General features: G+C 58.0%; 21 protein-coding genes and 1 tRNA gene. 7 read left to right on the top strand and 15 right to left on the bottom strand.

Features of this window, described 5'->3' with window-relative positions; all coding sequences use genetic code 11:
- Positions 1 to 4 precede the first annotated feature (4 nt).
- The 3 genes from pgm (at position 5) to rpiA (ending at position 3,875) form a co-directional block, all read left to right on the top strand.
- Entirely contained in the window at positions 5 to 1,681 is a 1,677-nt protein-coding gene (pgm, locus tag AC1AWD_RS01105) for a phosphoglucomutase (alpha-D-glucose-1,6-bisphosphate-dependent) (RefSeq protein ID WP_476563233.1), read from the top strand.
- 151 nt (positions 1,682 to 1,832) lie between these two features.
- Positions 1,833 to 3,047, top strand: a complete 1,215-nt coding sequence (locus AC1AWD_RS01100) for a ribonuclease H family protein (RefSeq protein WP_476563232.1) — start codon at positions 1,833 to 1,835, stop codon at positions 3,045 to 3,047.
- Positions 3,048 to 3,176: 129 nt separating this feature from the next.
- Entirely contained in the window at positions 3,177 to 3,875 is a 699-nt protein-coding gene (gene rpiA / locus AC1AWD_RS01095) for a ribose-5-phosphate isomerase RpiA (protein ID WP_476563231.1), read from the top strand.
- A 216-nt stretch (positions 3,876 to 4,091) separates the two neighbouring features.
- Here rpiA and AC1AWD_RS01090 read toward each other — a convergent pair whose 3' ends face one another.
- Together AC1AWD_RS01090 and AC1AWD_RS01085 are read right to left on the bottom strand one after the other, a co-directional pair.
- The gene (locus AC1AWD_RS01090; RefSeq protein WP_004268639.1) at positions 4,092 to 4,181 is read right to left on the bottom strand and encodes a 30S ribosomal protein bS22; all 90 of its coding nucleotides are present in this window, start codon (positions 4,179 to 4,181) and stop codon (positions 4,092 to 4,094) included.
- Positions 4,182 to 4,306: 125 nt separating this feature from the next.
- Entirely contained in the window at positions 4,307 to 4,930 is a 624-nt protein-coding gene (locus tag AC1AWD_RS01085) for a hypothetical protein (protein WP_476563230.1), read from the bottom strand.
- A 68-nt stretch (positions 4,931 to 4,998) separates the two neighbouring features.
- Between AC1AWD_RS01085 and radA the strand changes: the two genes are divergently transcribed.
- The gene (gene radA / locus AC1AWD_RS01080) at positions 4,999 to 6,444 is read left to right on the top strand and encodes a DNA repair protein RadA (RefSeq protein WP_476563229.1); all 1,446 of its coding nucleotides are present in this window, start codon (positions 4,999 to 5,001) and stop codon (positions 6,442 to 6,444) included.
- Between the two features lie 237 nt (positions 6,445 to 6,681).
- Here radA and ribF read toward each other — a convergent pair whose 3' ends face one another.
- The 5 genes from ribF to nusA form a co-directional block, all read right to left on the bottom strand.
- Entirely contained in the window at positions 6,682 to 7,833 is a 1,152-nt protein-coding gene (ribF, locus tag AC1AWD_RS01075; protein WP_476563228.1) for a bifunctional riboflavin kinase/FMN adenylyltransferase, read from the bottom strand.
- A gap of 72 nt (positions 7,834 to 7,905) precedes the next feature.
- On the bottom strand, positions 7,906 to 8,922 hold the full coding sequence (gene truB / locus AC1AWD_RS01070; protein WP_476563227.1) for a tRNA pseudouridine(55) synthase TruB: 1,017 nt from the start codon (positions 8,920 to 8,922) through the stop codon (positions 7,906 to 7,908).
- Positions 8,919 to 9,482, bottom strand: a complete 564-nt coding sequence (gene rbfA, locus AC1AWD_RS01065) for a 30S ribosome-binding factor RbfA (protein ID WP_476563226.1) — start codon at positions 9,480 to 9,482, stop codon at positions 8,919 to 8,921. Before rbfA ends, truB begins: the two co-directional genes overlap by 4 nt.
- Positions 9,483 to 9,721: 239 nt before the next feature.
- Complete coding sequence (infB, locus tag AC1AWD_RS01060) at positions 9,722 to 12,574, bottom strand: translation initiation factor IF-2 (RefSeq protein WP_476563225.1); 2,853 nt, start codon at positions 12,572 to 12,574, stop codon at positions 9,722 to 9,724.
- Positions 12,575 to 12,794: 220 nt separating this feature from the next.
- Positions 12,795 to 13,889, bottom strand: a complete 1,095-nt coding sequence (nusA, locus tag AC1AWD_RS01055; RefSeq protein WP_476563224.1) for a transcription termination factor NusA — start codon at positions 13,887 to 13,889, stop codon at positions 12,795 to 12,797.
- Between the two features lie 133 nt (positions 13,890 to 14,022).
- On the opposite strand from nusA, the gene AC1AWD_RS01050 reads away from it, so the two are divergent.
- From AC1AWD_RS01050 to AC1AWD_RS01040, 3 genes are all read left to right on the top strand, one after another.
- Positions 14,023 to 14,862, top strand: coding sequence for a hypothetical protein (locus AC1AWD_RS01050; protein ID WP_476563223.1), 840 nt, complete (start codon positions 14,023 to 14,025; stop codon positions 14,860 to 14,862).
- 205 nt (positions 14,863 to 15,067) lie between these two features.
- Positions 15,068 to 15,155: transfer RNA gene (locus AC1AWD_RS01045), tRNA-Ser, on the top strand.
- Between the two features lie 176 nt (positions 15,156 to 15,331).
- Entirely contained in the window at positions 15,332 to 16,771 is a 1,440-nt protein-coding gene (locus AC1AWD_RS01040) for a C1 family peptidase (protein WP_476564508.1), read from the top strand.
- Between the two features lie 299 nt (positions 16,772 to 17,070).
- Here the strand turns inward: AC1AWD_RS01040 and AC1AWD_RS01035 are convergent, their stop codons facing one another.
- The 8 genes from AC1AWD_RS01035 to AC1AWD_RS01000 all read right to left on the bottom strand — a co-directional run bounded on the left by AC1AWD_RS01035 (position 17,071) and on the right by AC1AWD_RS01000 (position 21,969).
- On the bottom strand, positions 17,071 to 17,991 hold the full coding sequence (locus tag AC1AWD_RS01035; RefSeq protein WP_476563222.1) for a tRNA pseudouridine synthase A: 921 nt from the start codon (positions 17,989 to 17,991) through the stop codon (positions 17,071 to 17,073).
- A gap of 210 nt (positions 17,992 to 18,201) precedes the next feature.
- The gene (rplQ, locus tag AC1AWD_RS01030; protein ID WP_476563221.1) at positions 18,202 to 18,675 is read right to left on the bottom strand and encodes a 50S ribosomal protein L17; all 474 of its coding nucleotides are present in this window, start codon (positions 18,673 to 18,675) and stop codon (positions 18,202 to 18,204) included.
- Between the two features lie 90 nt (positions 18,676 to 18,765).
- Positions 18,766 to 19,761, bottom strand: coding sequence for a DNA-directed RNA polymerase subunit alpha (locus tag AC1AWD_RS01025; RefSeq protein WP_476563220.1), 996 nt, complete (start codon positions 19,759 to 19,761; stop codon positions 18,766 to 18,768).
- Positions 19,762 to 19,840: 79 nt separating this feature from the next.
- Positions 19,841 to 20,239, bottom strand: coding sequence for a 30S ribosomal protein S11 (gene rpsK, locus AC1AWD_RS01020; protein WP_476508833.1), 399 nt, complete (start codon positions 20,237 to 20,239; stop codon positions 19,841 to 19,843).
- 82 nt (positions 20,240 to 20,321) lie between these two features.
- The gene (rpsM, locus tag AC1AWD_RS01015; RefSeq protein WP_107042202.1) at positions 20,322 to 20,699 is read right to left on the bottom strand and encodes a 30S ribosomal protein S13; all 378 of its coding nucleotides are present in this window, start codon (positions 20,697 to 20,699) and stop codon (positions 20,322 to 20,324) included.
- Between the two features lie 139 nt (positions 20,700 to 20,838).
- Positions 20,839 to 20,952, bottom strand: coding sequence for a 50S ribosomal protein L36 (gene rpmJ, locus AC1AWD_RS01010; RefSeq protein ID WP_003842636.1), 114 nt, complete (start codon positions 20,950 to 20,952; stop codon positions 20,839 to 20,841).
- 23 nt (positions 20,953 to 20,975) lie between these two features.
- Positions 20,976 to 21,194 (bottom strand): translation initiation factor IF-1, encoded by a 219-nt coding sequence (infA, locus tag AC1AWD_RS01005; protein ID WP_003808114.1) that lies wholly within the window; start codon positions 21,192 to 21,194, stop codon positions 20,976 to 20,978.
- Between the two features lie 214 nt (positions 21,195 to 21,408).
- On the bottom strand, positions 21,409 to 21,969 hold the full coding sequence (locus AC1AWD_RS01000) for an adenylate kinase (protein WP_476563219.1): 561 nt from the start codon (positions 21,967 to 21,969) through the stop codon (positions 21,409 to 21,411).
- Positions 21,970 to 22,078 lie beyond the last annotated feature (109 nt).

Genomic DNA, 22,078 nt, shown 5'->3' with positions numbered 1-22,078 from the left:
AGTCATGGTAGCAAACAATGCGGGTATGCCCGCCACCCCAGCTGATTTGATCAACGTCGACGAAGTCATCGGCAAGTACTACGACATCGTCCCCGATCCGTCCATCCCGGCACAGCGAGTGTCGTTCGGCACCTCCGGCCATCGCGGATCGTCCCTGAAGATCTCCTTCAACGAAGCCCATATCGTCGCCATCACACAGGCCATCGCCGAATACCGCAAGAAGGCCGGAGTCACCGGCCCGCTGTATATCGGCCGCGATACGCATGCGCTGAGCGAACCGGCCCAGAAGACCGCGATCGAGGTGCTCGTCGCCAACGGCGTGCACGTTCGTATCGATTCCCGCGGCGACTATGTGCCGACCCCGGTGGTCTCCCATGCCATCCTCACCCACAACCGCGCAGCCGACGGCTCCCAGCGCTTCACCGGCGAGGGGCTGGCCGACGGCATCGTCGTCACCCCGTCCCATAACCCGCCCACCGATGGCGGCTTCAAGTACGACCCGGTCACCGGAGGCCCGGCGCCGGCCGAAGTCACCAACGCCATCGCGGAACGCGCCAACGAACTGCTCGGCGACTTCAAATCCGTCAAGCGTATTCCATACGAGGAAGCAATCAAGTCCGACCTCGTCGAAGGCTTCGACTATCGCGACCACTACGTCTCCGACCTGGCCGATGTCATCGACATGGACCTGATCCGCACCTCCGGGGTACGTCTGGGCATCGACCCACTCGGCGGCGCCTCCGTCAACTACTGGCCGCTGATGAACGAAAAGTTCGGCCTGTCCATCGACGTGGTCCGCCCGGAAGTCGACCCGACCTGGCGCTTCATGACCATCGACCATGACGGCAAGATCCGCATGGACCCCTCCTCCACCTATGCGATGAAGGGTCTCGTGGATGAACTCAACGCCGGCGCTTGGGACAAGTACGACTTGGTAGGCGGCACCGATCCGGACGCCGACCGCCACGGCATCGTCTGCCCGAACTGGGGCGTGATGAACCCGAACCACTACATCGCCGTCTGCGTCGAATACCTGTTCGGCGGCAACCGTCCTAGCTGGCCGGAAGGCGCCGGCATCGGCAAGACACTGGTCTCCTCCTCACTGATCGACCGCGTCGCTGCATCCATCGGAGCCAAACTGGTCGAAGTGCCGGTCGGCTTCAAGTGGTTCGTCGACCCGCTGTTCAAGGGCGAAGTCGCCTTCGGCGGCGAAGAGAGCTCCGGCATGAGCTTCCTGCGCCGTGACGGCCGCGTGTGGACCACCGACAAGGACGGTCTGATTCCTGATCTGCTGGCCGCGGAAATCACCGCGAAGACCGGCAAGAACCCGGCCCAGCTGCACCTCGAGCAGGTCGAGCGTTTCGGCGAAAGCTGGTACAAGCGCGTCGACACGCCGACCACACTGGAGCAGAAGGCCAAGTTCGCCGCCCTGACCGGCGACGACGTGACCGCCTCCACACTGGCCGGCGAAGACATCGAAGCCAAGCTGACCGAAGCCCCGGGCAACGGTGCGAAAATCGGTGGACTGAAGGTGACGACCAAGAACAACTGGTTCGCGGCGCGCCCGTCCGGCACCGAGAACATCTACAAGGTGTACGCCGAGTCCTTCGAATCCCCCGAAGCCCTCGACAAGGTACTTGAAGAGGCCGCCGAAGTCGTCGACAAGGCTCTTGGCGAATGATTCGATGAATCTCCAATGATTCCGCAATCCCAGTCAATCGACTGGATGCGTATGAAACCCCGCCCGGCCCAGCGCCCGGCGGGGTTTCGCATATCATGAAGCCGTTTGGCGCCATCAGACAAGATGCCACCCCGTGCGTTAGGGTTGAAGCATGACTATTACGGTATCTACGGACGGCAGCGCGCTGGGCAATCCGAACGGCCCGATGGGCTGGGCTTGGGCGGACCACGGCTCTCCAACGGCTTCGTCTGATGAGCATCAGCATCCCGGCGACTGCGACGCGGGCGGCGCCACCAACGGCACGAATCAAATCGGCGAATTGTGCGCGGTTTTGGAGGCTTTGCGAGCGCATCCCGGCAATGAGCCGCTTATTATCGAAACCGATTCACAGTACGCCATCAATTGTTCGACCACATGGGTGCACGGTTGGAAGAAGAACGGCTGGAAGAATTCACAGAAGAAACCGGTGAAGAACGCGGCTCTGATCAAAGCGATTGATACGGAGCTGTCGAATCGCAAGGGCAGCGTAAAATTCGTATGGGTGAAAGGCCACGCAGGGAATGCCGGCAATGAGAAGGTCGACGAATTGGCCCGTACGTACGCATCTGGCTGCCGTTCCAAGGCCCGTGATGGCTACCTGCCGCCGGAAGGCTGGCAGTCACTGCTGGCAAGCGAATACGCCGCAGGCGTTGACATTCCTTCCGATGCGCAAATGCTGCTTGATGGCAGCATCAGCAATGCCGACTATCATCTTGCGCGAGGCAATGACGATGCCGGTTTTTCGCCGCATGACGGCGAAACGAGGGTGATGCCTGCCGCGATGGCCGCTGTAAAGCCTCGCAACATCGCCGACATGTTGGCTGAGCCGGAAGGATATCCAGCTGATGACCTCGAAGAGAATAGCGAAGACGGCATTGATGACGACACGATTGCCGACACCGTCACGATTGATGATGCCGCCGATAATGACGCCGCCAATATCGACAATGCCGAATCGAATGATGTCACCAGTAATGATGACGCAGAAATCAGCACGATACCGATTGAACCCGAAGAAGCCACTCAACTGGTTAAATCAGGCGAACAATCAGAATCGTCAGAGCAATCCGCGGAACCGGCTGCACGCTCTGCGCAAGCTGCACAGCCAATGGCATCCGAACACCCCGAAACTGCGGCAAAACCAGCCTCCAAGCATTCCGGGCTGACGGTTTCCGGCACATTGCGATTCTCTCCTCCCCCATCATCAAGCCCGACATATAACGGACGTCCGCGTCTTATTCGCGGATATGTGCAGGTTGAAGGCCATGTGGACGGCGACGGCACCATTGTGATTACCGATGCGCCGTTTGCTGTGCGACATATGTGAAAAACAAACATTTTCAAACATGGAAGAACATTTTCCCTTCTGGATTGCACATCAAATCATCACGTCGGATAAGATAGGAAACAGTCTTCGCGGCGTAAGCCCGAAAGAATTCCCCATTGAAGGAGCATTATGGACAAGGCACAGCAGGATGAGCTGAAGAAGGCGGCCGGCATCGAAGCCGCCAAGCTGATTCAAAACGGCATGATCGCAGGCTTGGGCACTGGCTCGACCGTGCGCTTCCTGGTAGATGAACTCGGCCGCCGCGTGCAGGAGGAAGGACTGCAGTTCACAGGCGTCACCACGTCCCGCCGTACTCAGGAACAGGCCGAAGGCTACGGCATCAAGATTGTCGACATCGATGATGTTGACCACATCGACATCACAATCGACGGCGCCGACGAAGTCGACAAGAACTTCAACGGCATCAAGGGTGGCGGCGCCGCCCTGCTGTGGGAGAAGATCGTGGCCACCAACTCCGACAAGATCGTATGGATCGTCGACGAATCCAAGATCGTCGACACCATCGGTGCGTTCCCGCTGCCGGTCGAAGTCATTCCGTTCGGCGCAGGCCAGGTTGTTCGCAAGTTCGAAGCCAAGGGCTACAAGCCGGTCCTGCGTCTCGACGCCGAAGGACAGCCGGTGCGCACCGACGAAAACAACTATGTCGTCGACCTGCATCTTGAGCGCATCGACCACCCGGAGGCGCTGGCCGAAGATCTGATCAACACCGTCGGTGTTGTCGAGCACGGCCTGTTCCTCAACATGGTCGACAAGGTCATCGTCGGCGACCCGAACGGCCCGCGCGTTATGACCAACGGCAACAAGTGATTTTTTCATGTTTTCAATGGTGGGCCGCCCAAAATCGGACAGCCCACCATTGTTGTACGGCAAGAATCGGCGACCGACGACCGACACGGCAACCTGCATGGCAGATAAAACGGCAGACCACGCGACAGTCGGAACAACACCCCGAGCAGAAAACACAAAAGCCCTGAAATCCTCACAGATTCCAGGGCTTTTCTGCGCTTCGTACGCGCTTGAAGACTACTTGCGCTGATGGCGAGTCTTACGCAGAAGTTTGCGATGCTTCTTCTTGCTCATACGCTTGCGACGCTTCTTGATGACGGAACCCATCTGAAGCCTCCAATCCTTGATATAAGGGAAAAGTTTGCAACTTGCCTAATATTACACTCATTTGAGGACGAACGACACCGCAAATGCAAAATCGTACGCAATCACATGTCGTAATCCAGCAACATTTACAGCGGGAATTTCTGGTAGAAGCGTTCCACCGAATCCTTGGCACCAGTAACCTGGAACACCACCGTATCGTTCTGCCACAAAGCGATAGCCTTATTGGCGTCCGACGCGTCTTCCTGCACGGTGTAGCTGCCCGTCGTCTTGCCCGACACCTTCACGCTGCCAGCGGCCAACGCGTCACCTGACATCATGCCGGCAAGCGCATCGTACTGCTTCTTTGCGGAATCAGAATCCGACCACTGCGCCATAATCATCGTCACATCTTCACCGTCTTTACCGGTGGAATACGTAACCGTATACTCTTCCAGCGGCGACGCGCTCTGCCACGACGTGGTGGCCTGAGCATCAGTACGTGCGAAATTCAACACGCTGTCAGGCGTCGACGACAGCAATGCAGTGGCATCATCCGGCAATGCGACGGCATCGATCGACGGCGTGGTCGCCTCTTTCTTCTCGGCCTTCTGCTGGGAAGTCTGCTGCGTCGACGCATTCGAAGATCCTTGATGCAACGCCCACCCCGGCCACACGAAGGCCGACGCCAATGCAAGAAGCACAACGACCGCAGCCGTTACGACAACAGCGATTAATTTGCCATGCGAAGAAGAAGTTTGCGTGTTCGACATGCCTCCGATTGTTTCACACACATGCGACGCCCTACATGATGTCTGTCAACCCCCGTACGCTCGAATGTATGACAAAGAATCCCGTGCAATACCTGTGTTCGGAATGCGGATGGACAGGCTCGAAATGGTATGGAAAATGCCCTGAATGCGGGCAGTGGGGTTCTATCGACGAATTTCATGAGGCTCGTTCGTCGTCGATGCTGTCCTCCGGATCTCGGACCGGTTCACGTGCAGGCGGGCGCGCAGGCGTCGCTGCGTCCGGCCGCACGCGCGCGCAATCCGCGATGCTTGCAAGCGATGCCGCACAGCCGATTACGAATATCGGCGCGGAATCGGTACGCCGCATTCCGACCGGGTTCAACGAATTCGACCGTATTCTTGGCGGCGGTATCGTCCCTGGATCGGTGACGCTTATCGCAGGCGAGCCTGGTATCGGCAAGTCGACGCTGCTGTTGGAAACGGCCGGCAATGTGGCGCGCTTACAGGCGGGCGCGCTTGAACGCAATACCGTGCTGTATTTGTCAGGAGAGGAATCGCAGGCGCAGGTGCGTATGCGCGCTTCTCGCATCGATGCGATGGAACCGAACCTGCTGCTGGCTTCCACCACTGATTTGGCTACGGTGTTGGGTCTGATCGAACGGCATAAGCCAGCGTTGGCCATTGTGGATTCGGCGCAGACGATTGTCTCCCAAGATGTTGATGGCATTTCTGGCGGTTCCACGCAGGTGCGCGAAGTGGCGAGCGCGCTAATCGATGTGGCGAAAACGCTTGATGTTCCAGTGCTGTTGGTTGGCCATGTCACAAAGGATGGTTCAATCGCCGGCCCACGTACGTTGGAGCATCTGGTTGATGTGGTGTGCCAGTTCGAAGGTGACGGTCAGACTGCGTTGCGTATATTGCGCGCGGTGAAGAATCGTTTCGGGCCGACCGATGAGGTCGGCTGCTTTGATATAAGCGGCGAAGGCATCGAAGAGGTGACCGACCCGTCGGGATTGTTCCTTTCGGGCGGTGACCCGCAGGTTGAGGGCACATGTGTGACATTCACATTGGATGGACATCGCAGTCTGCCAATTGAAGTGCAGGCGTTGGTAACCAAGTCGGTACTGCCGACGCCGCGACGCGCCGTCAATGGTGTTGACGCGAGTCGCATTGCGATGTTGACGGCTGTGCTGTACCGGCATGGCAAAGTCAATTTGTTGGCGAACGACTTGTATGTTTCGACGATTGCCGGAGGACTGGCGAAGGAGCCGGCCTGCGATCTCGCGATTGTCGCTGCGCTGGCGAGCGCGGCCAAGTCGAAGCCGATTGCGCGTACGACGTGCGCGATTGGCGAGATTTCGCTGACCGGTCAGGTGCGCCCTGTGCCGCGTTTGGAATATCGTCTGCGGGAAGCGACCCGTCTGGGCTTCACCGTCGCCGTCACTCCCCCGCTACGTAAGCATATCGTGATTCCGGGCCTGCGCATCATCCAGGTCAATTCCCTGCGTGACGCTTTGGAATCGCTATCCCTCTAGTACATGTGACCGTCTATCCCCCCACTGAAAACGGTCACATCTGCAGTCCACAACACACTCCATCAGCAAGAGTGACCGTTTTAGGACCTCAAAACGGTCACATCTGCTGCAGGAGTGCGCCCACATCAGCAAATGTGACCGTTTTAAGGCCTGAAAACGGTCATGCTTGCAGGAGGGAAAGGACGGCTGTGGGGCGGGGAGACGGAGATGGGACAGGTGGAGGGGCACAAGTGATTATTAGTGTTCGGCAGTGAGGCGTTTGGTTTGTTCGACGTTGGCGCGCAACGTGTCGGTCAACGCATCCAACGTGTCAAAGCGGATTTGCGGACGGAGGAATCCGACGAATTCCACGCGCACCTTGTGATCGTACAAGTCCAGCCATTCATCGGTGATGGCATAGGCTTCGACCACACGATCCCGCAGGTCGGTTTCTTCGCTGAAGGTCGGCTTGGTGCCGATGGAAATCGCGGCTGGCCAACGATTCAGCCCGTCATTATCGTCCACTGCCAAATCGGTCAGCCAGCCGGCATACACGCCGTCAACCGGCAGGTAGCCTTCAATCGCATCGCCCAGATTGGCGGTCGGGAAACCGATGGTCCGGCCACGCTCTTCACCGTGCACGACGACGCCTTCCACGCTATGCGGGTGGCCCAGCACATCATTGGCATCCTTGATGCGCCCCTGCGAAAGCATGTAGCGCACATTCGTGGAGCTCCACACGCGTGCGGCCTTGGCTTGATTACGCTTGCTCCATGCACGACGTTCCGCCTTATTCAAGCCAGCCAGCGGATCGGAAGGCTCGCCCTCCCCGCTTGGAGCCTGCGGCACGATCACAGCCGGAACACGGGTTTCGCCGGGCCCGCGATCGTCGACGATTTCCAGTTCAAACACGCCGGTTGCGGCGGCAAGATTCGCAATGGCCTGCACATCGCCTTCACGATTCGCGCCCATCTGCGCGTCCTTGCCCAATACCAGCCCACGCATGCCCAGTTTGCCGACCATCTGGCCGAGGAAGAAACGGTAGGATTTCGCCGCGAACGGCAGCGTGTAATGCACGACCATCACATAATCGACGCCCAACTGTTCGCATATGCGCAGACGCTCGTCCACACCGCACAAAGTCTCAGAATCGATCATGTTCTCAGGCATGTCTTCCCCGTTATGCGTTTTCGCCCAGCCATGCACTGCTGCCGGACGACGGTCGAACATCACCACAACGGAGAAGGAATCATTTGCTTGAGCCAATTCAACAGTGCGTCCGATCACCGCCTGATGGCCCTTATGCATGCCGTCGAACACGCCGACCGTGACAATGGATTTCCTGTCCACACTAGGCGTCGGCCAAGCGACCGCGCCGGTTTCATCAGGAACAAGCCGAGTGATTTCCATCCAAAAATCCTTTCAAAAGTCATGCGAATGCGCGTGGCCATGAGTATCAGCGAAGCCGTGCGCATCATTCATTCACTGCGCAAACACGACGATTGGCTTGGCTTCCCCGCGTTTCGCGCGTTCCACAATTGCGACCACGTCTTCACTGTGCGGCACATATGCGACGGCGATGCCATGCATGTCGCGGGCGATACGGCGTCCAAAACGCAGATCCGCGGCTTCCTGTTCGGCAATCGGCAATGCCGGCATGGTGGATGTCGCACTTTCCAGCATGCCGATCATGTGTTCGGCAATAGTGCTGTCGGTTGCGTCCAATACGGCGCGATTGCGCGTTATCTCCCCGCCTTCGCGATTGGTGAAGGTGCGACTTTCCGTATGCGCGGTGACGATACGAGGATCATCCGCACGGAAATCACCGACACGAGTACGACGAAGACGCGTCAGATGGCCGCCCACACCCAATTCGGCACCCAAATCGCGGGCCAAAGCGCGAATATACGTGCCAGCAGAGCAGGATACACGCACGTCGACGTCAATCACGGCACGGCCATTCGGCGCGGTCGCATTGCGCATATCCGACACCACGAATTCCTCGATGGTGACGTTGCGAGCCTGCAATTGCACGTCCTTGCCCTCACGCGCCAAATCATAAGCATGCTGGCCGTTGATTTTAATGGCGGAAAACGTGTTCGGCACCTGCTCGATTCCGCCGGTGTAGTGTTCGGCAATCACCGATTCGAGACGTTCTCGCGTGACTTGTTTCAGAGCTGCTTTGACTGCGGTTTCATCGTCTTCCAACATGTCACCGTCGGCGTCATCAGTGGTGGTGCGCTGTCCAAGACGAATCGTCGCCTCATAGGTTTTGCTATGGTCGACGATGTAATTCAGCAGCCTCGTGGCATTGCCAAATCCGACGACCAGCACGCCGGTGGCCATCGGATCGAGGGTGCCCGCATGGCCGACACGCTTCATATGCAGCGTGCTGCGAACGGCGGCCACAATGTCATGGCTGGTAACGCCTTGCGGCTTGTCGATAATAAGCAATCCGGAGGATTGCTGCTGTGCGCCTGTGCTCACGGTACGCGTCATGCCTCGGTCACGGCGTCATCATCGGAAGTGCCGTCATCCAACGAATCATCATCAAAATCTTCAACGACGACATCGTCATCAAAATCATCGTCGAAATCATCATCTTCGGAATCGTCGTCATCACGCTCTTCCGGATGCCTATACGGATCGGCATCACCGGCATACTGCGCGTTTTCGCGCGTCTTCGCCAACTCCTCGTCACGCTTGCGCGCCATCATCAGAATGTCTTCGATGCCGTGGGCCTCACCCGGCACCTCATCGAAAATGAATTCCAGCTGCGGCGTCAAGCGCAGGCCGGCCTTCGCACCAACCAAAGAGCGCAGACGGCCCTTCGCCTGGTTCAACGCCTGCTGTGCGCGTTTGCGTTCGCCCTGCTCGTGGCCTTCGTGGCCAAGCTGGGTCCAATAAATCTTCGCGATCTGCAAATCGTTGGTGACGCGCACTTCCGTAATCGTCACATTATGCAGACGCTTGTCGTGAAGCTGAGCCTCCATCGAAGAGGCAATCACGCGCTGAATCAAAGCCGCGATACGCGCGGCGCGAGGATTGGTGCCTGCCATTATCAGGTTCCTTTTTTTCTTCATGCGTGCATGAAATCACACGCCTAACAAATCATGTTGGCATCATTGTCGCACAGCCCCCACTACATGCTTAAGACATGCGCGGGTCTGCCTGTAATTGATGCTTGAAGACGCGCGATGCGCCCGCGCCGGTGTTTCCCGACGTGGGCGCATCGTCATCATAACGTTGCGCGGCCGGCTTCATAACCAAGCCGATTACGCCGCACAAATCGTCGACACTACTTGCGTTCGACTTCCTGCATCTCGAAGGTTTCGATGATATCGCCGATCTCGATGTCGTTGAAGGTGCCGAGGTTGATACCCGCCTCGTAGCCTTCCTTGACGGAGGTGACGTCGTCCTTGAAACGACGCAGCGAGGAAATCTCCAAGTCGTTGACCGTGGCCACGCCATTGCGCAGGATACGGCACTTGGTGCCTCGCTTGACTTCGCCGTCCTGCACGAGGACGCCGGCGATATTGCCGAACTTCGAGGAGCGGAAGATTTCGCGGATCTCCGAGTGGGAGGTGACGACCTCTTCGTATTCCGGCTTGAGCATGCCCTTGAGGGATGCTTCGATGTCTTCGATCGCCTTGTAGATGATCGAATAGTACTTGACTTCGACGCCTTCACGTTCGGCCAGATCGGCGACCTGACGGTTCGGGCGCACGTTGAAGCCGATGATGACGGCCTTGTCGACCGTGGCCAGGTTGACGTCGTTCTGGGTGATTGCGCCAACACCGCGGTGGATGACCTGGATGCCGACTTCGTCGGAAACCTCGATCTTCATCAAGGAATCTTCCAGAGCTTCGACAGAGCCGGAGGAGTCGCCCTTGATAACGATGTTGAGCATATCCACTTCGGACTTGGCGAACTGCTCTTTGAGGCTTTCCAAGGAGACGATCTTGCGGCGCTTGGCCAGCTGGGCGGCACGCTCGGTGGCCTGACGCTTTTCGGCAATCTGGCGTGCGGTACGATCGTCACCGGCAACGAGGAACAAGTCGCCTGCAGTCGGCACGGAGGTAAGGCCCAAGACCTGCACCGGCGTAGACGGGCCGGCTTCCTTCATCTGATTGCCGTTTTCGTCGAGCATCGCACGGACACGGCCATAGGACGTGCCGGCTACGATGGCGTCGCCGATATGCAGCGTACCGGACTGCACCAGCACAGTGGCGACGGCACCACGGCCCTTGTCGAGTCGGGCTTCGACGGTGGCGCCGCGGGCGTCCATATCCGGATTCGCACGCAGGTCGAGCTCGGCGTCGGCGGTCAGCAGCACGGCTTCCAGCAGCTTGTCGACGTTCGTGCCCTGCTTTGCGGAGATGTCGACAAACATGGTGTTGCCGCCATACTCTTCCGGAACCAAGCCGAATTCAGTGAGCTGGCCTCGAACCTTGTCGGGGTTCGCGCCCGGCTTATCGATCTTGTTCACAGCCACGACAATCGGAACGTGAGCCGCTTGAGCGTGGTTGATGGCTTCAACGGTCTGCGGCATGACACCGTCATCGGCGGCCACCACAAGGATGGCGACATCGGTGAGTTCGGCACCACGGGCACGCATAGCGGTGAAGGCTTCGTGGCCTGGGGTGTCGAGGAACGTGATCTTGCGCGCTTCGCCTTCCATATCCACAGTCACCTGGTATGCACCGATGCGCTGCGTGATGCCGCCGGCTTCGCGTGCGATGACGTTGGTGGAGCGGATGGTGTCAAGCAGTCGGGTCTTACCGTGATCGACGTGGCCCATGACGGTGACGACCGGCGGACGCGGCTTGAGGTCTTCATCCTCCTGCAGCTCTTCCTCATCGAGGTTGATGTCGAACTGCTGCAACAGCTCCTTGTCTTCCTCTTCGGCGGAAACGATCTTGATGTTCCAGCCAATCTCCTCGCCGAGAATCTGGAACGTGGATTCGTCCAGAGACTGGGTCGCGGTGGCCATTTCTCCCAAGTGGAACAGCACGGTGACCAGTGCGGCCTGGTTGACGTTGATCTTCTCGGCCAAGTCGGCCAGGGAAGCGCCCTGACGCAGACGGACGGTCTGACCGTTACCGGTCGGGATGCGCACACCGCCGATGACCGGAGCCTTCAGCTCCTGGAACTCCTGACGTTTCGCAAGCCTGTTCTTACGTGCCTTCGAGGACTTACCGCCCTGACGACCGAACGCGCCTGCGGCGCCACCACGGCCACCGCCACGGCCGCCACGTGCCGGCCCATTATTGGAACCGCCCTGATAGCCGCCGTTCGAATTGCCGGCGCCGGCGCCGAAACGATTACCACCCGGACGACCATTATTGGAGGCACCACCCTGTCCCGGACGATGCTGGCCCCACTGGCCCGGCTTGGCACCCTGAGCGCCCTGGCCCGGACGACCGCGGAAACCGCCGCGGGCACCGCCCTGACCATTGCCCTGGCCCGGACGCGGACCACGGCCACGACCACCTTCGGCATTGTTGTTGGCGTTCGGACGGGCCATCGGGTGCGGACGAGGAATATCGCCGGGCGTAGGAGTACGCATACCCTGCTTACGGCTGAATGGATTATTGCCCGGGCGAGGTCCGGACGTACGCTGACGAGAATCGCCGTTGCCTTCAGGCTTTCCGGCATTGCCATTGGCAGCGCCATTCTGGCCGCCACGCGGACCGCGTGGGCCAGGAACCGCGGACGGCTTCGCGGCGAATCCGGGCTTATTGCCTGCGGGCTGGCCGGAACGTGCACCGGGCTTTGCCTGCGGTGCGGACGGCTTTGAAGAGTTGGAATGACCTGCGGCCTGAGCTGGGGTCGGCGCTGCCGGCTTTGCAGCGGCCGGTGCCGAATGCGCCGACGTCGGAGCTGGCGAGGCGGGCTTGGGGGCTGCCGGTTTCGCGGCAACAGGCTTGGTGGCGACCGGCTTTGCAGCGGCCGGAGCCGACTGAGTCTTCTTCGGAGCGGGGGCTGCCGCGCTTGAAGAGAACGACTCTTTGAGTCTACGCACGACCGGTGCTTCTACGGTCGACGACGCGGACTTGACGAATTCTCCCATGTCCTTGAGCTTTTCAAGGACAGTTTTGCTATCTACGCCAAATTCCTTGGCGAGTTCATATACGCGTGCTTTCGGCACTCAATTTCTCCTATCCTGGACCGCGCGCATATGAGCGCGGCCTCTAGTGATTCACGGCGAGCCTGCTCTGTCTCATCGTGCAACCATGTTCGTAATACCTCGTCTTTGCCATGGCATGCCAGCAATTGCCTGCATGCTTGGATTGTCGAGTTCAGCATACTCACGGCGCTGGATGTGAATCCCATGTACAACCAGCACCGTGAATACGCACCAAATCCTGTTATTCCGCGGTGTTTTCAGATGCTTGAGCATCAGCCGCTTCCGCGTTCACATCGGCAGCTTCGGCGGCCTTGGCGGCCTCCTCCTGCTTGCGGGCATGCGTTTCGGCGGATTCGATGCCGATCTTCCAGCCGGTCAACTTAGCGGCCAGACGAGCATTCTGACCTTCCCTGCCGATGGCCAGTGACAACTGGTCATCGTGAATGTAGGCGATGGCGGTCTGGTTCTTTTCGCTAATCACCTGCACGCCGGTCGCGACAGCCGGAGACAGCGCGGCAGCGATGAATTCCGCCGGATCGGCAGACCAATCGACAATGTCGATCTTCTCCGGTCCAAGATTTTCCATAACAGCGCGAACGCGAGCGCCGCCAGGACCAATCAGGGCACCCTTCGGATTGATGCCTTCAGTGTTGGCGCGCACGGCAATCTTCGTGCGGGCTCCGGCTTCACGGGCGATGGCCATGATCGACACGGCACCGGACACCAATTCCGGCACTTCACGTTCGAACAGGCGACGCACCAGTTCCGGATGGGAGCGGGACACCACAATTTCCGGTCCGCGCAGACCACGCGCAACATTCACGACATACACGCGGATGCGTTCGCCGTGGCGATAGCGTTCGCCCGGAACCTGCTCACGACGGGGAAGGATGGCTTCCACATCGCCCACGGCGACGTGCACGTTTGCGGTGTCCTTCGCATCCTGCTGCACAACGCCAGTGATAAGCTTGCCCTTCTGACCGGAGAATGCACCGAAGATCTTATCGTCTTCAGCCTTGCGGAACAGAAGGGAAATCACCTGACGTGCGGTGGAGGCGGCAAGACGGCCGAAATCGCGCGGGGTGTCGTCATATTCTTCGCCAAGCGTCGGATATGGGTGAGGATCTTCCTCGGTCGGTTCCGCCGGAATCTCATCCTGAGCCCAAACGGTGAACGTGCCAGCACGTTCGTCCAGTTCAATACGTGCATGCTTGGCGGCGTGCGGCGTCTTCAGATACGCCAATCGCAGCGCCTCTGCGAGAGCCTCGTCGAGCGCCTCGGGTTCGATGCCTTGCTCCGCGGCAAGACGATGCATTCCTGCCAGGTCCAGTTCCATTTCAGACCTCCTATGAAGTTATTATCCGAGCGCTTGGCCCAATGGTCACAGTCAACCATTAGTGTAATGTTTCATGCAGACACGTCTATCCTCCTCCATGTCACGTCGTCATCGCATCATCACGACGTCAATCATGGTGGCATCAGCACTGTTCTGCACTGCCTGCGCAGCACCAAACATCGAAGGCCGCGCACAATCCGAACAGCGATTCAGCCCCTGCGAAACCGCATATTATGCGGCTTCCGATCTGCGCGATGTTCTGCAGTCCGCGATTCCCCGGCTGTCGAAATATTTTGCGGCTTTGCAAGCGGCATCGCAATGGCTTGACGTCGCCTCATATTGCACGGGCCGCTTCGACGAAGGCGTTATTCGCAGCGCGCAATCGCGACAGCAGGCCAATACGATTGCCGCACAATTCGATATGCCCACGCTTCAGCAATCCACGCGTCCTCTTGACAACGTCGACGATTTGGATTTGGACGATGCCACGCTTGCGGCGATGGCACTTGCGGAGGATCGTTTGGGATTCATCGCCGAAGTCGCCGCGGCGCGCAATATCGATGACGTTACGCTTGCGGACGCCGATTCCTATCACTCGACCGGCGAACGCTTGATTGATTTGGCCGACGATATTGACGATCCACGTCTGAAAGTCTACGACATTACCGATTCAGGATTATTGGATGGCGCGGAAACGATTATCGACCCCGCGAATGGCTTGAATGCGCCGTTGATGGCGGTTGCGCGCATGAATTGCGCGCGTGAGGAGATGACGGCGATCTCCAATGCCGCTGCCGATGGTGCTGACGCTGCTGATGATTCCGATGATTCTGCGCAGCCCACTTCTTCGGCCAAGCAAAACCGCGCGGATTCCCTGCACGTACTTGCACAATTGGTGTCGAATCATGCGTATCGCGCTTTCCAAAACGGATATCCTTCTTTTGACGAGGCGCTGCTGAAAAATAGCGGATGACGCCGCTGTATGGCCACACGATCAGACTGACTGCGTAAATCAAACAATTTCATAGCCAAACGATGGCCCAATCAAACTAATCGTGCAATCAGACTGACCACATCTTTAAACCAATCCTGCGGCGGTTCAGCCGGTGACCCGCCGCCGAATTTGACAAGTCCAAAATCTATGGCAGAATAAACAAGCTGCTTAGTTGCAGCATTATGGATGAATGTCCGAGCGGTCTAAGGAGCACGCCTCGAAAGCGTGTGAGGCCAAAACCTCCGCGAGTTCGAATCTCGCTTCATCCGCCATCGCCCTTATCGAGAAAATCGGTAGGGGCTTTTCTTTTTTCGTTCCCTTCAAGCCGTGAACGTCGGAGACACGTCACATGCGCTATACGACCAGCCATGGCGGTAACACGTATTCGGTTAAGCGTTAGAATGCAAACGTTCATGCGAATTCGTCAACCGCAAGGAGAATCATGAGTATGACTCAAACCGCGTCACCCAAGGCAATGACCGCCGAGCAAATGCGTCAATATTCCACCGATTTCAATGCCGACCGCGCCAACCTGGTCGCCGCCAACGCCGCGGTGTCGGCCGGTGTGTTGAAAGCCGCCACCGCATATCAAGGCGTACGTGCGCTCCCCCGCGACTTCTCCATCGACTTGAAGCAGGGTTCCATCACCAACCAGGAGCATTCCGGCCGCTGCTGGATGTTCGCGTCGCTGAACGTGCTGCGCTACGAACTGATGCACAAGTGGCATCTCGAGGATTTTGAATTCTCCGAAACCTACCTGTTCTTCTGGGATGCGATCGAAAAGTCGAACGCCTATCTGGAAAACGTGTTGGACACGTTGGATGAGCCGACGGACAGCCGCGTATTCCAGGCCATCAATGAAGGCCCGGCGGATGATGGCGGCTGGTGGCAGATGTTCGCCGCCTTGGTCAACAAGTATGGTCTTGTGCCGAAGTCGGCGTATCCGGAATCCGCGAATTCCCGTAATTCCGACGCTTTCAAGCAGTATCTGAATACGAAGCTGCGTGAGATCGCCGCCGATTTGCGTGCCCGTCATCACGATGGCGCCGCCATTGAGGAGTTGCGTGCAGCAAAGGATAAAGCCATGGGCGTGGTCTATCGTATTTGCGCGATCAGCTTGGGCGAGCCGCCGGAACATTTCGATTTCTTTGCTCGCGTCAATGATGATGACAAGAATAAAACCGACGATAAGGCTGCTGATGCCACTACGGAAGCCGCGGCTGATGCCAAGAAGGAAACCGGCAAGGATGAGCGACGCCAGATTCGCGAATTCGGCATTACGCCGATGGAGTTCTACCGCAAATATGTGCCGGTTGATGTCAACGATTTCGTGACGGTATGCAATTCGCCGATGCAGCGCACGCCGTTCGGCAAACGTTACAGCATCCGCTATTCCACGAATGTGGCGGAAGCTCCCGATATGGAATTCGTCAACGTACCGTTGGACGTGTTCAAGAAGGCGGCCGTCGATCAGCTTTCCGCAGGTCATCCGATCTGGTTCGCCTGCGATTGCATGCAGTTCTCGCTTCGTGGCGATGGCGTTTTCGACTGCGATACCGTGCGCGTCGACCAGCTGTTCGGCACTGAATTCACCTTCGACAAGGCCGACGGCCTGGAATATGGCGACCGTCCGAGCAATCATGCGATGACGCTGACCGGCGTGAATCTGGATGCGAACGGCACACCGGATCGTTGGAAGGTTGAAAACAGCTGGGGCAAGGACAATGGCAAGGACGGCTACTATGTTGCCTCCGATAGCTGGTTCGACCAGTATGTCACCGAAATCATTATCCACGAGAATTATCTGGATGCGGACACATTGGCGCTGACCGCTTCCGAACCGGTTGTGCTTGAGCCGTGGGAGCCTCTGACCAAGCGCTGCGACTGATGATTCGATAATGCACTGCCCACACGGTCACTTGTGCTGATGTGAACATATCCCGTCAGCACATGTGACCGTTTCAACACGGTTTTCCGGTCACACTTGCTGATACAAACGTGTCCCGTCTGCAAAAGTGACCGTTTTAGCCCTACTTTTCGGTCACATATGCTGACGCGGTCGTGCTCCATCTGCATGTGTGACCGTTTTCAGGTGATGCAACGGTCACACATGGAAATGGGGCGCACTGATGCATGGACTGCGGCTATGTGCATGGCCTTGCGGATTGCAGCGCCATACGTAGCTGACTATGCAGGCAATTCGCGTTTTGCGCGAATCGCTTCCGCACGAATCGCCAGCTGGTCGTCCGGAGGGTAGGCAATGTATTCCAGCGTCAATCCTTGCGGCGCAATCGGCCCCGTCGATCCTTCACGCAGCGGCGTCGCCATCTTTTTCTCAAACCAATCAACCGAACGCTTGCCAACGCCGACCTGCACACATCCATTCACCAACGAACGCACCATATTGCGTGCGAACGCGTCGGCGACAATCGTGAAACACAATAATCCCGACTCAGCCGATGGCGTACTATATGACTCCCCCATCGGCGACGGCATCAACGGCGAAGCAGGAATGCGCCGCCAATAAGCGGTTTTCACGTCGCGAATCGTCGTGCCTCCAGGATTCGGCGTCGCGAAGGAGCCGAAATCGTGCAATCCCAGAGTCAACGCCGCCGCCTCGTTCATCACGTCAATATTCAGCGTGTCGTCGATATGCAGCACAAAATTGCGCATGCGCGGATCAATGAGACTGTTCCGATCGGCGATGCGATACACATAAGTGCGTTCAAGCGCGGAAAAACGCGCATCAAATCCAACTGGGGCTTCGCTGATGCGATGAATGGCGATATCATTGGGCAGCATGCGTTGCAGGCGATGCTGCAACGCAATGATTGGCGGGACTTGCATATGACCGACACAGCGTTGCAATGATTCTTCGGTGACGTCAACATGACAGACCTGATGTAAAGCGTGAACACCGGTATCCGTACGGCCCGCAACGGTCAGGCGCGGCTGATTGCCGACGTCGTCTTCAGGGATGCGCAGGATGCGACGCATCGCCTGCTCGATTTCCCCTTGCACGGTACGGATATTGGGCTGCTTCGCCCAGCCGAAGAACGCGCCACCATCATATGCCAAATCAATACGTAGTCTCACTTGGTTGAGCATACCAATACGCCGCTACGCGAAACATGTTCCCGACAAGATGGAAACCGTTGCAACCGCAGGGTTGTGACGGAATGGGGTGCTGGGACAGCAACAAACCGTTGCGACCACATGGTTGTAACGGTTTTGAATGGGTGATAGTGGACTTGGACATGAAAAAGGCTGGGAATCAGTGATTCCCAGCCTTTATTCGTCTATGTCAGACTATCTGACTCACTCAGCCTGCTCGGCCGGAGCTTCGACGGTGGCCTCTTCGACGACCGGAGCGGCTTCAGCGGCAACCTTGGTTGCGGCTTCGGCTTCCTTGACGACGGCCTTCTTCGGGCTCACCGGCTCGGTGACGAGCTCGATGATAGCCGCCGGAGCGGAATCGCCCTTACGCGGAGCGATCTTGACGATGCGGGTGTAGCCGCCTTCGCGCTGCTCCATCTGCTCAGCGATTTCGGTGAACAGCTTGTGTACGACAGACTTGTTGCGGATGACGCGCATCACGCGACGGCGGGAGTGCAGATCACCACGCTTGGCGAAGGTGATCAGGCGCTCGGCCAGCGGACGAAGGCGCTTGGCCTTCGGCAGCGTGGTGACGATGCGGCCGTGCATGAACAGGCTGGTGGCCATGTTCGCGAGCATCAGGCGCTCATGAGCCGGGCTGGACGCCAGGCGCGGGCCCTTCTTAGGTGTAGGCATTATTGTCTCCTTGAATGCCTCATCGAATCCAGGTGGGCAACTGCCCGAACATCCGAATTCGATGAAGCGGTTGAATCAAAAACGACGCGATTACTCGTCTTCCGGCGAGAAGAACGTGCCGCCTTCGAGGTTAGTGGTGTCGAAGCCAAGCGGGGAGGCCTTCAGAGCCAGACCGAGGGTCTGCAGCTTTTCCTTGACCTCATCGATGGACTTCATACCGAAATTGCGGATGTCGAGCAGATCCTGCTCGGTGTGGGCAACCAGCTCACCGACCGTGTGGATTCCTTCACGCTTCAGGCAGTTGTAGCTGCGCTGGGTGAGGTTCAGGTCCTCGATCGGAACAGCCATCTCAGGGTTGGTCTCTTCGACCACAGGGGCCGGTCCGACTTCAACGCCTTCCGCCTGGGTGTTGAGTTCACGGCACAGACCGAAGAGCTCAACCAAGGTGGAGCCAGCGGATGCAACAGCATCACGCGGGGTGATGGCGGGCTTGGTTTCCACGTCTAGAATGAGCCTGTCGAAGTCCGTGCGCTGTTCCACACGGGTAGCCTCGACCTTGTAGCTCACCTTGAGCACCGGGGAGTAAATGGAGTCAACCGGAATACGGCCAATCTCGGCATTATCCTGCTTATTCATCTGGGCGGGCACGTAACCGCGGCCGCGTTCGACAGTGAACTCGATTTCAAGTTCGCCGTCTTCGGCGAGCGTGGCGATATGCATGTCCGGATTGGCGATGGTGACGCCGGCCGGCGGGGTGATGTCGCCCGCGACTGCTTCGCCCTTGCCGCTCTTGCGCAGATACATGACAACCGGCTCATCGTATTCGCTGGTGAGCACGATGCCCTTGATGTTCAGCAGGATTTCGGTAACGTCCTCACGAACGCCCTGCAGAGTGGTGAACTCATGCAGCGCACCGGAAATACGCACCGAAGTCACAGCCGCTCCAGGAATCGAGCTCAGCAGGGTGCGGCGCAGCGAGTTGCCAAGTGTGTAGCCGAAGCCCGGCTCAAGAGGCTCGATGACGAAGCGGGAACGCTGAGGATTAATAACTTCCTCGGTAAGTGTCGGACGCTGTGCGATAAGCACTGTGGTTATCCTTTCAGCTTCTGACCGGTGGTGCACTCGCCGGCCTTAAGCGGCTTTGGATGGATGGTTTTCTTAGTGCTCAGACGCGACGGCGCTTCGGAGGACGAACGCCGTTGTGTGCCTGCGGGGTGACGTCGGTGATGGAGCCGACTTCGAGACCAGCGGACTGCAGGGAACGGATAGCGGTTTCACGACCGGAACCCGGGCCCTTGACGAACACGTCGACCTTCTTCAGGCCGTGTTCCATCGCCTTGCGAGCGGCGGCTTCAGCAGCCATGCCAGCGGCGTACGGCGTGGACTTACGGGAGCCCTTGAAGCCGACTTCGCCACCGGAGGCCCAGGACACAACAGCGCCGGACGGATCGGTGATGGAGATGATGGTGTTATTGAAAGTGGACTTGATATGCGCCTGCCCAACCGGGACCGACTTGCGGTCGCGGCGACGCGGCTTGCGCGCGGCTTGCTTTTGAGCTGCCATTGACCCTCGTTTCCTAGTAACGAACTATTGTAATCGTTCGAACGATGAGATGTGGTATCTCGTGGCTCGAACTTGCCACCCACTACTTGGTGGCCTTCTTCTTTCCGGCGACCGTGCGCTTCGGGCCCTTGCGTGTACGAGCGTTGGTCTTGGTGCGCTGGCCGCGCACAGGAAGTCCCTTACGGTGACGCAGGCCTTGATAGCAGTTGATCTGAATCTTACGACGGATATCAGCGTCGATTTCACGACGCAGATCACCCTCGATCTTGTAGTTGGCTTCGAGGTAGTCACGCAGCGTGATCAGCTGCTCATCCGTCAAATCCTTGACGCGGATGTCCGGATTGATACCGGTCGCGGCAAGCGTTTCCTTAGCGCGAGTGCGGCCGACACCGAAGATGTAGGTGAGGGCGATCTCGATGCGCTTCTCATTGGGGATGTCGACTCCGGCAAGACGTGCCATTGCGATTCCTTTTCATTTCCGCAGGTCTTGCACCGAGTCGTCCGGTTTCCCGGCCCGGGCCTGCGTACCCGGGGTGCGTTCGACTGGTTCAGCCGAATCGTGACTCAGCGCCTTTACTTCATTATGCCGCTGGATCTGCTCAGCCCTGGCGCTGCTTGTGGCGCGGGTTGATGCAGATCACCATGACGCGGCCGTGACGACGGATCACGCGGCAGTTTTCGCAGATCCTCTTCACACTAGGGCTGACCTTCATGGTTATCCTTCTTTGTTGTACCTTTACTTGTAACGGTACGTAATACGGCCTCGGTTCAGATCGTAGGGGCTCATTTCCAGCACAACACGATCCTGCGGCAGGATACGAATATAGTTCTTACGCATCTTGCCTGAGATGGTCGCAAGCACGATATGCTTGTTCTCGAGTTCAACGCGGAACATCGCGTTTGGCAGTGCTTCGACTACCTGTCCTTCGACTTCAATCACACCGTCTTTTGCCATGAGCCTCGTTCCGTTCCTTGGCGATTACTATGCATGTCCGAAGACACGCCAAATTGCAAGAATACACATAGGGTAGGAAAAAAACTTTTGGCGTGTCGTGATATAGGAAAAGGAGCGTCATCACTATGCGACAACGCTCCCGAATACGGATTGACGCTGATATTCAGTTGAGTATTATCCGGCTGAATATCATCACGAATAATCAGCCAAGTGTTCAGCCGAGCTTTGCGACGATATCGGCCTGAATGTCGGCGATTTCACCAACGCCGTTGATGGTGACGAGCAGGTCACGACCGCCGTAGATGTCGAGCAGCGGAGCGGTTTCCTTCTCGTAGGTTTCCAGACGCTTGGCAATGGCTTCCGGAGTGTCGTCGGAACGGCCCTGTTCAGCGGCGCGCTTGGCCATGCGTTCCAGCAGCACATCACGGTCGGCGTCCAATGCCACAACGTGGTCGAGCGGGGTGCCGAGTTCTTCAAGCATGGCGTCCAGGGCTTCGACCTGGGAGGCGTTACGCGGATAGCCGTCGAGAATCCAGCCGTTCTTGGCGTCGCCCATGGCCAGGCGATCCTTGACGATCTTGTTGGTCAGCTCATCCGGAACGAGTTCGCCCTTGTCGATGTACTTCAGCGCTTCAACGCCGAGTTCAGTCTTGTTCTTGATGTTGTAACGGAAAATGTCACCGGTGGAAATGGCCGGGATGCCATAATGTTCGCTCAGCAGAGCGGCCTGAGTACCCTTGCCAACGCCCTGGGGGCCCATGATCAGCAGTCGCATTGTTGTCTCCTGTACTGGTTTTACGCTTTGGAGGATTCTCGGTCTATGCCGGGTTCTTCTCTCCGCAGTTGTGTTTATCTGATGGACGGGTATGCCGTAAAGGCATGAG

It is taken from the genome of Bifidobacterium sp. LH_512, assembly GCF_056356435.1.
This window is presented reverse-complemented; position numbering and strand designations above follow the sequence as displayed.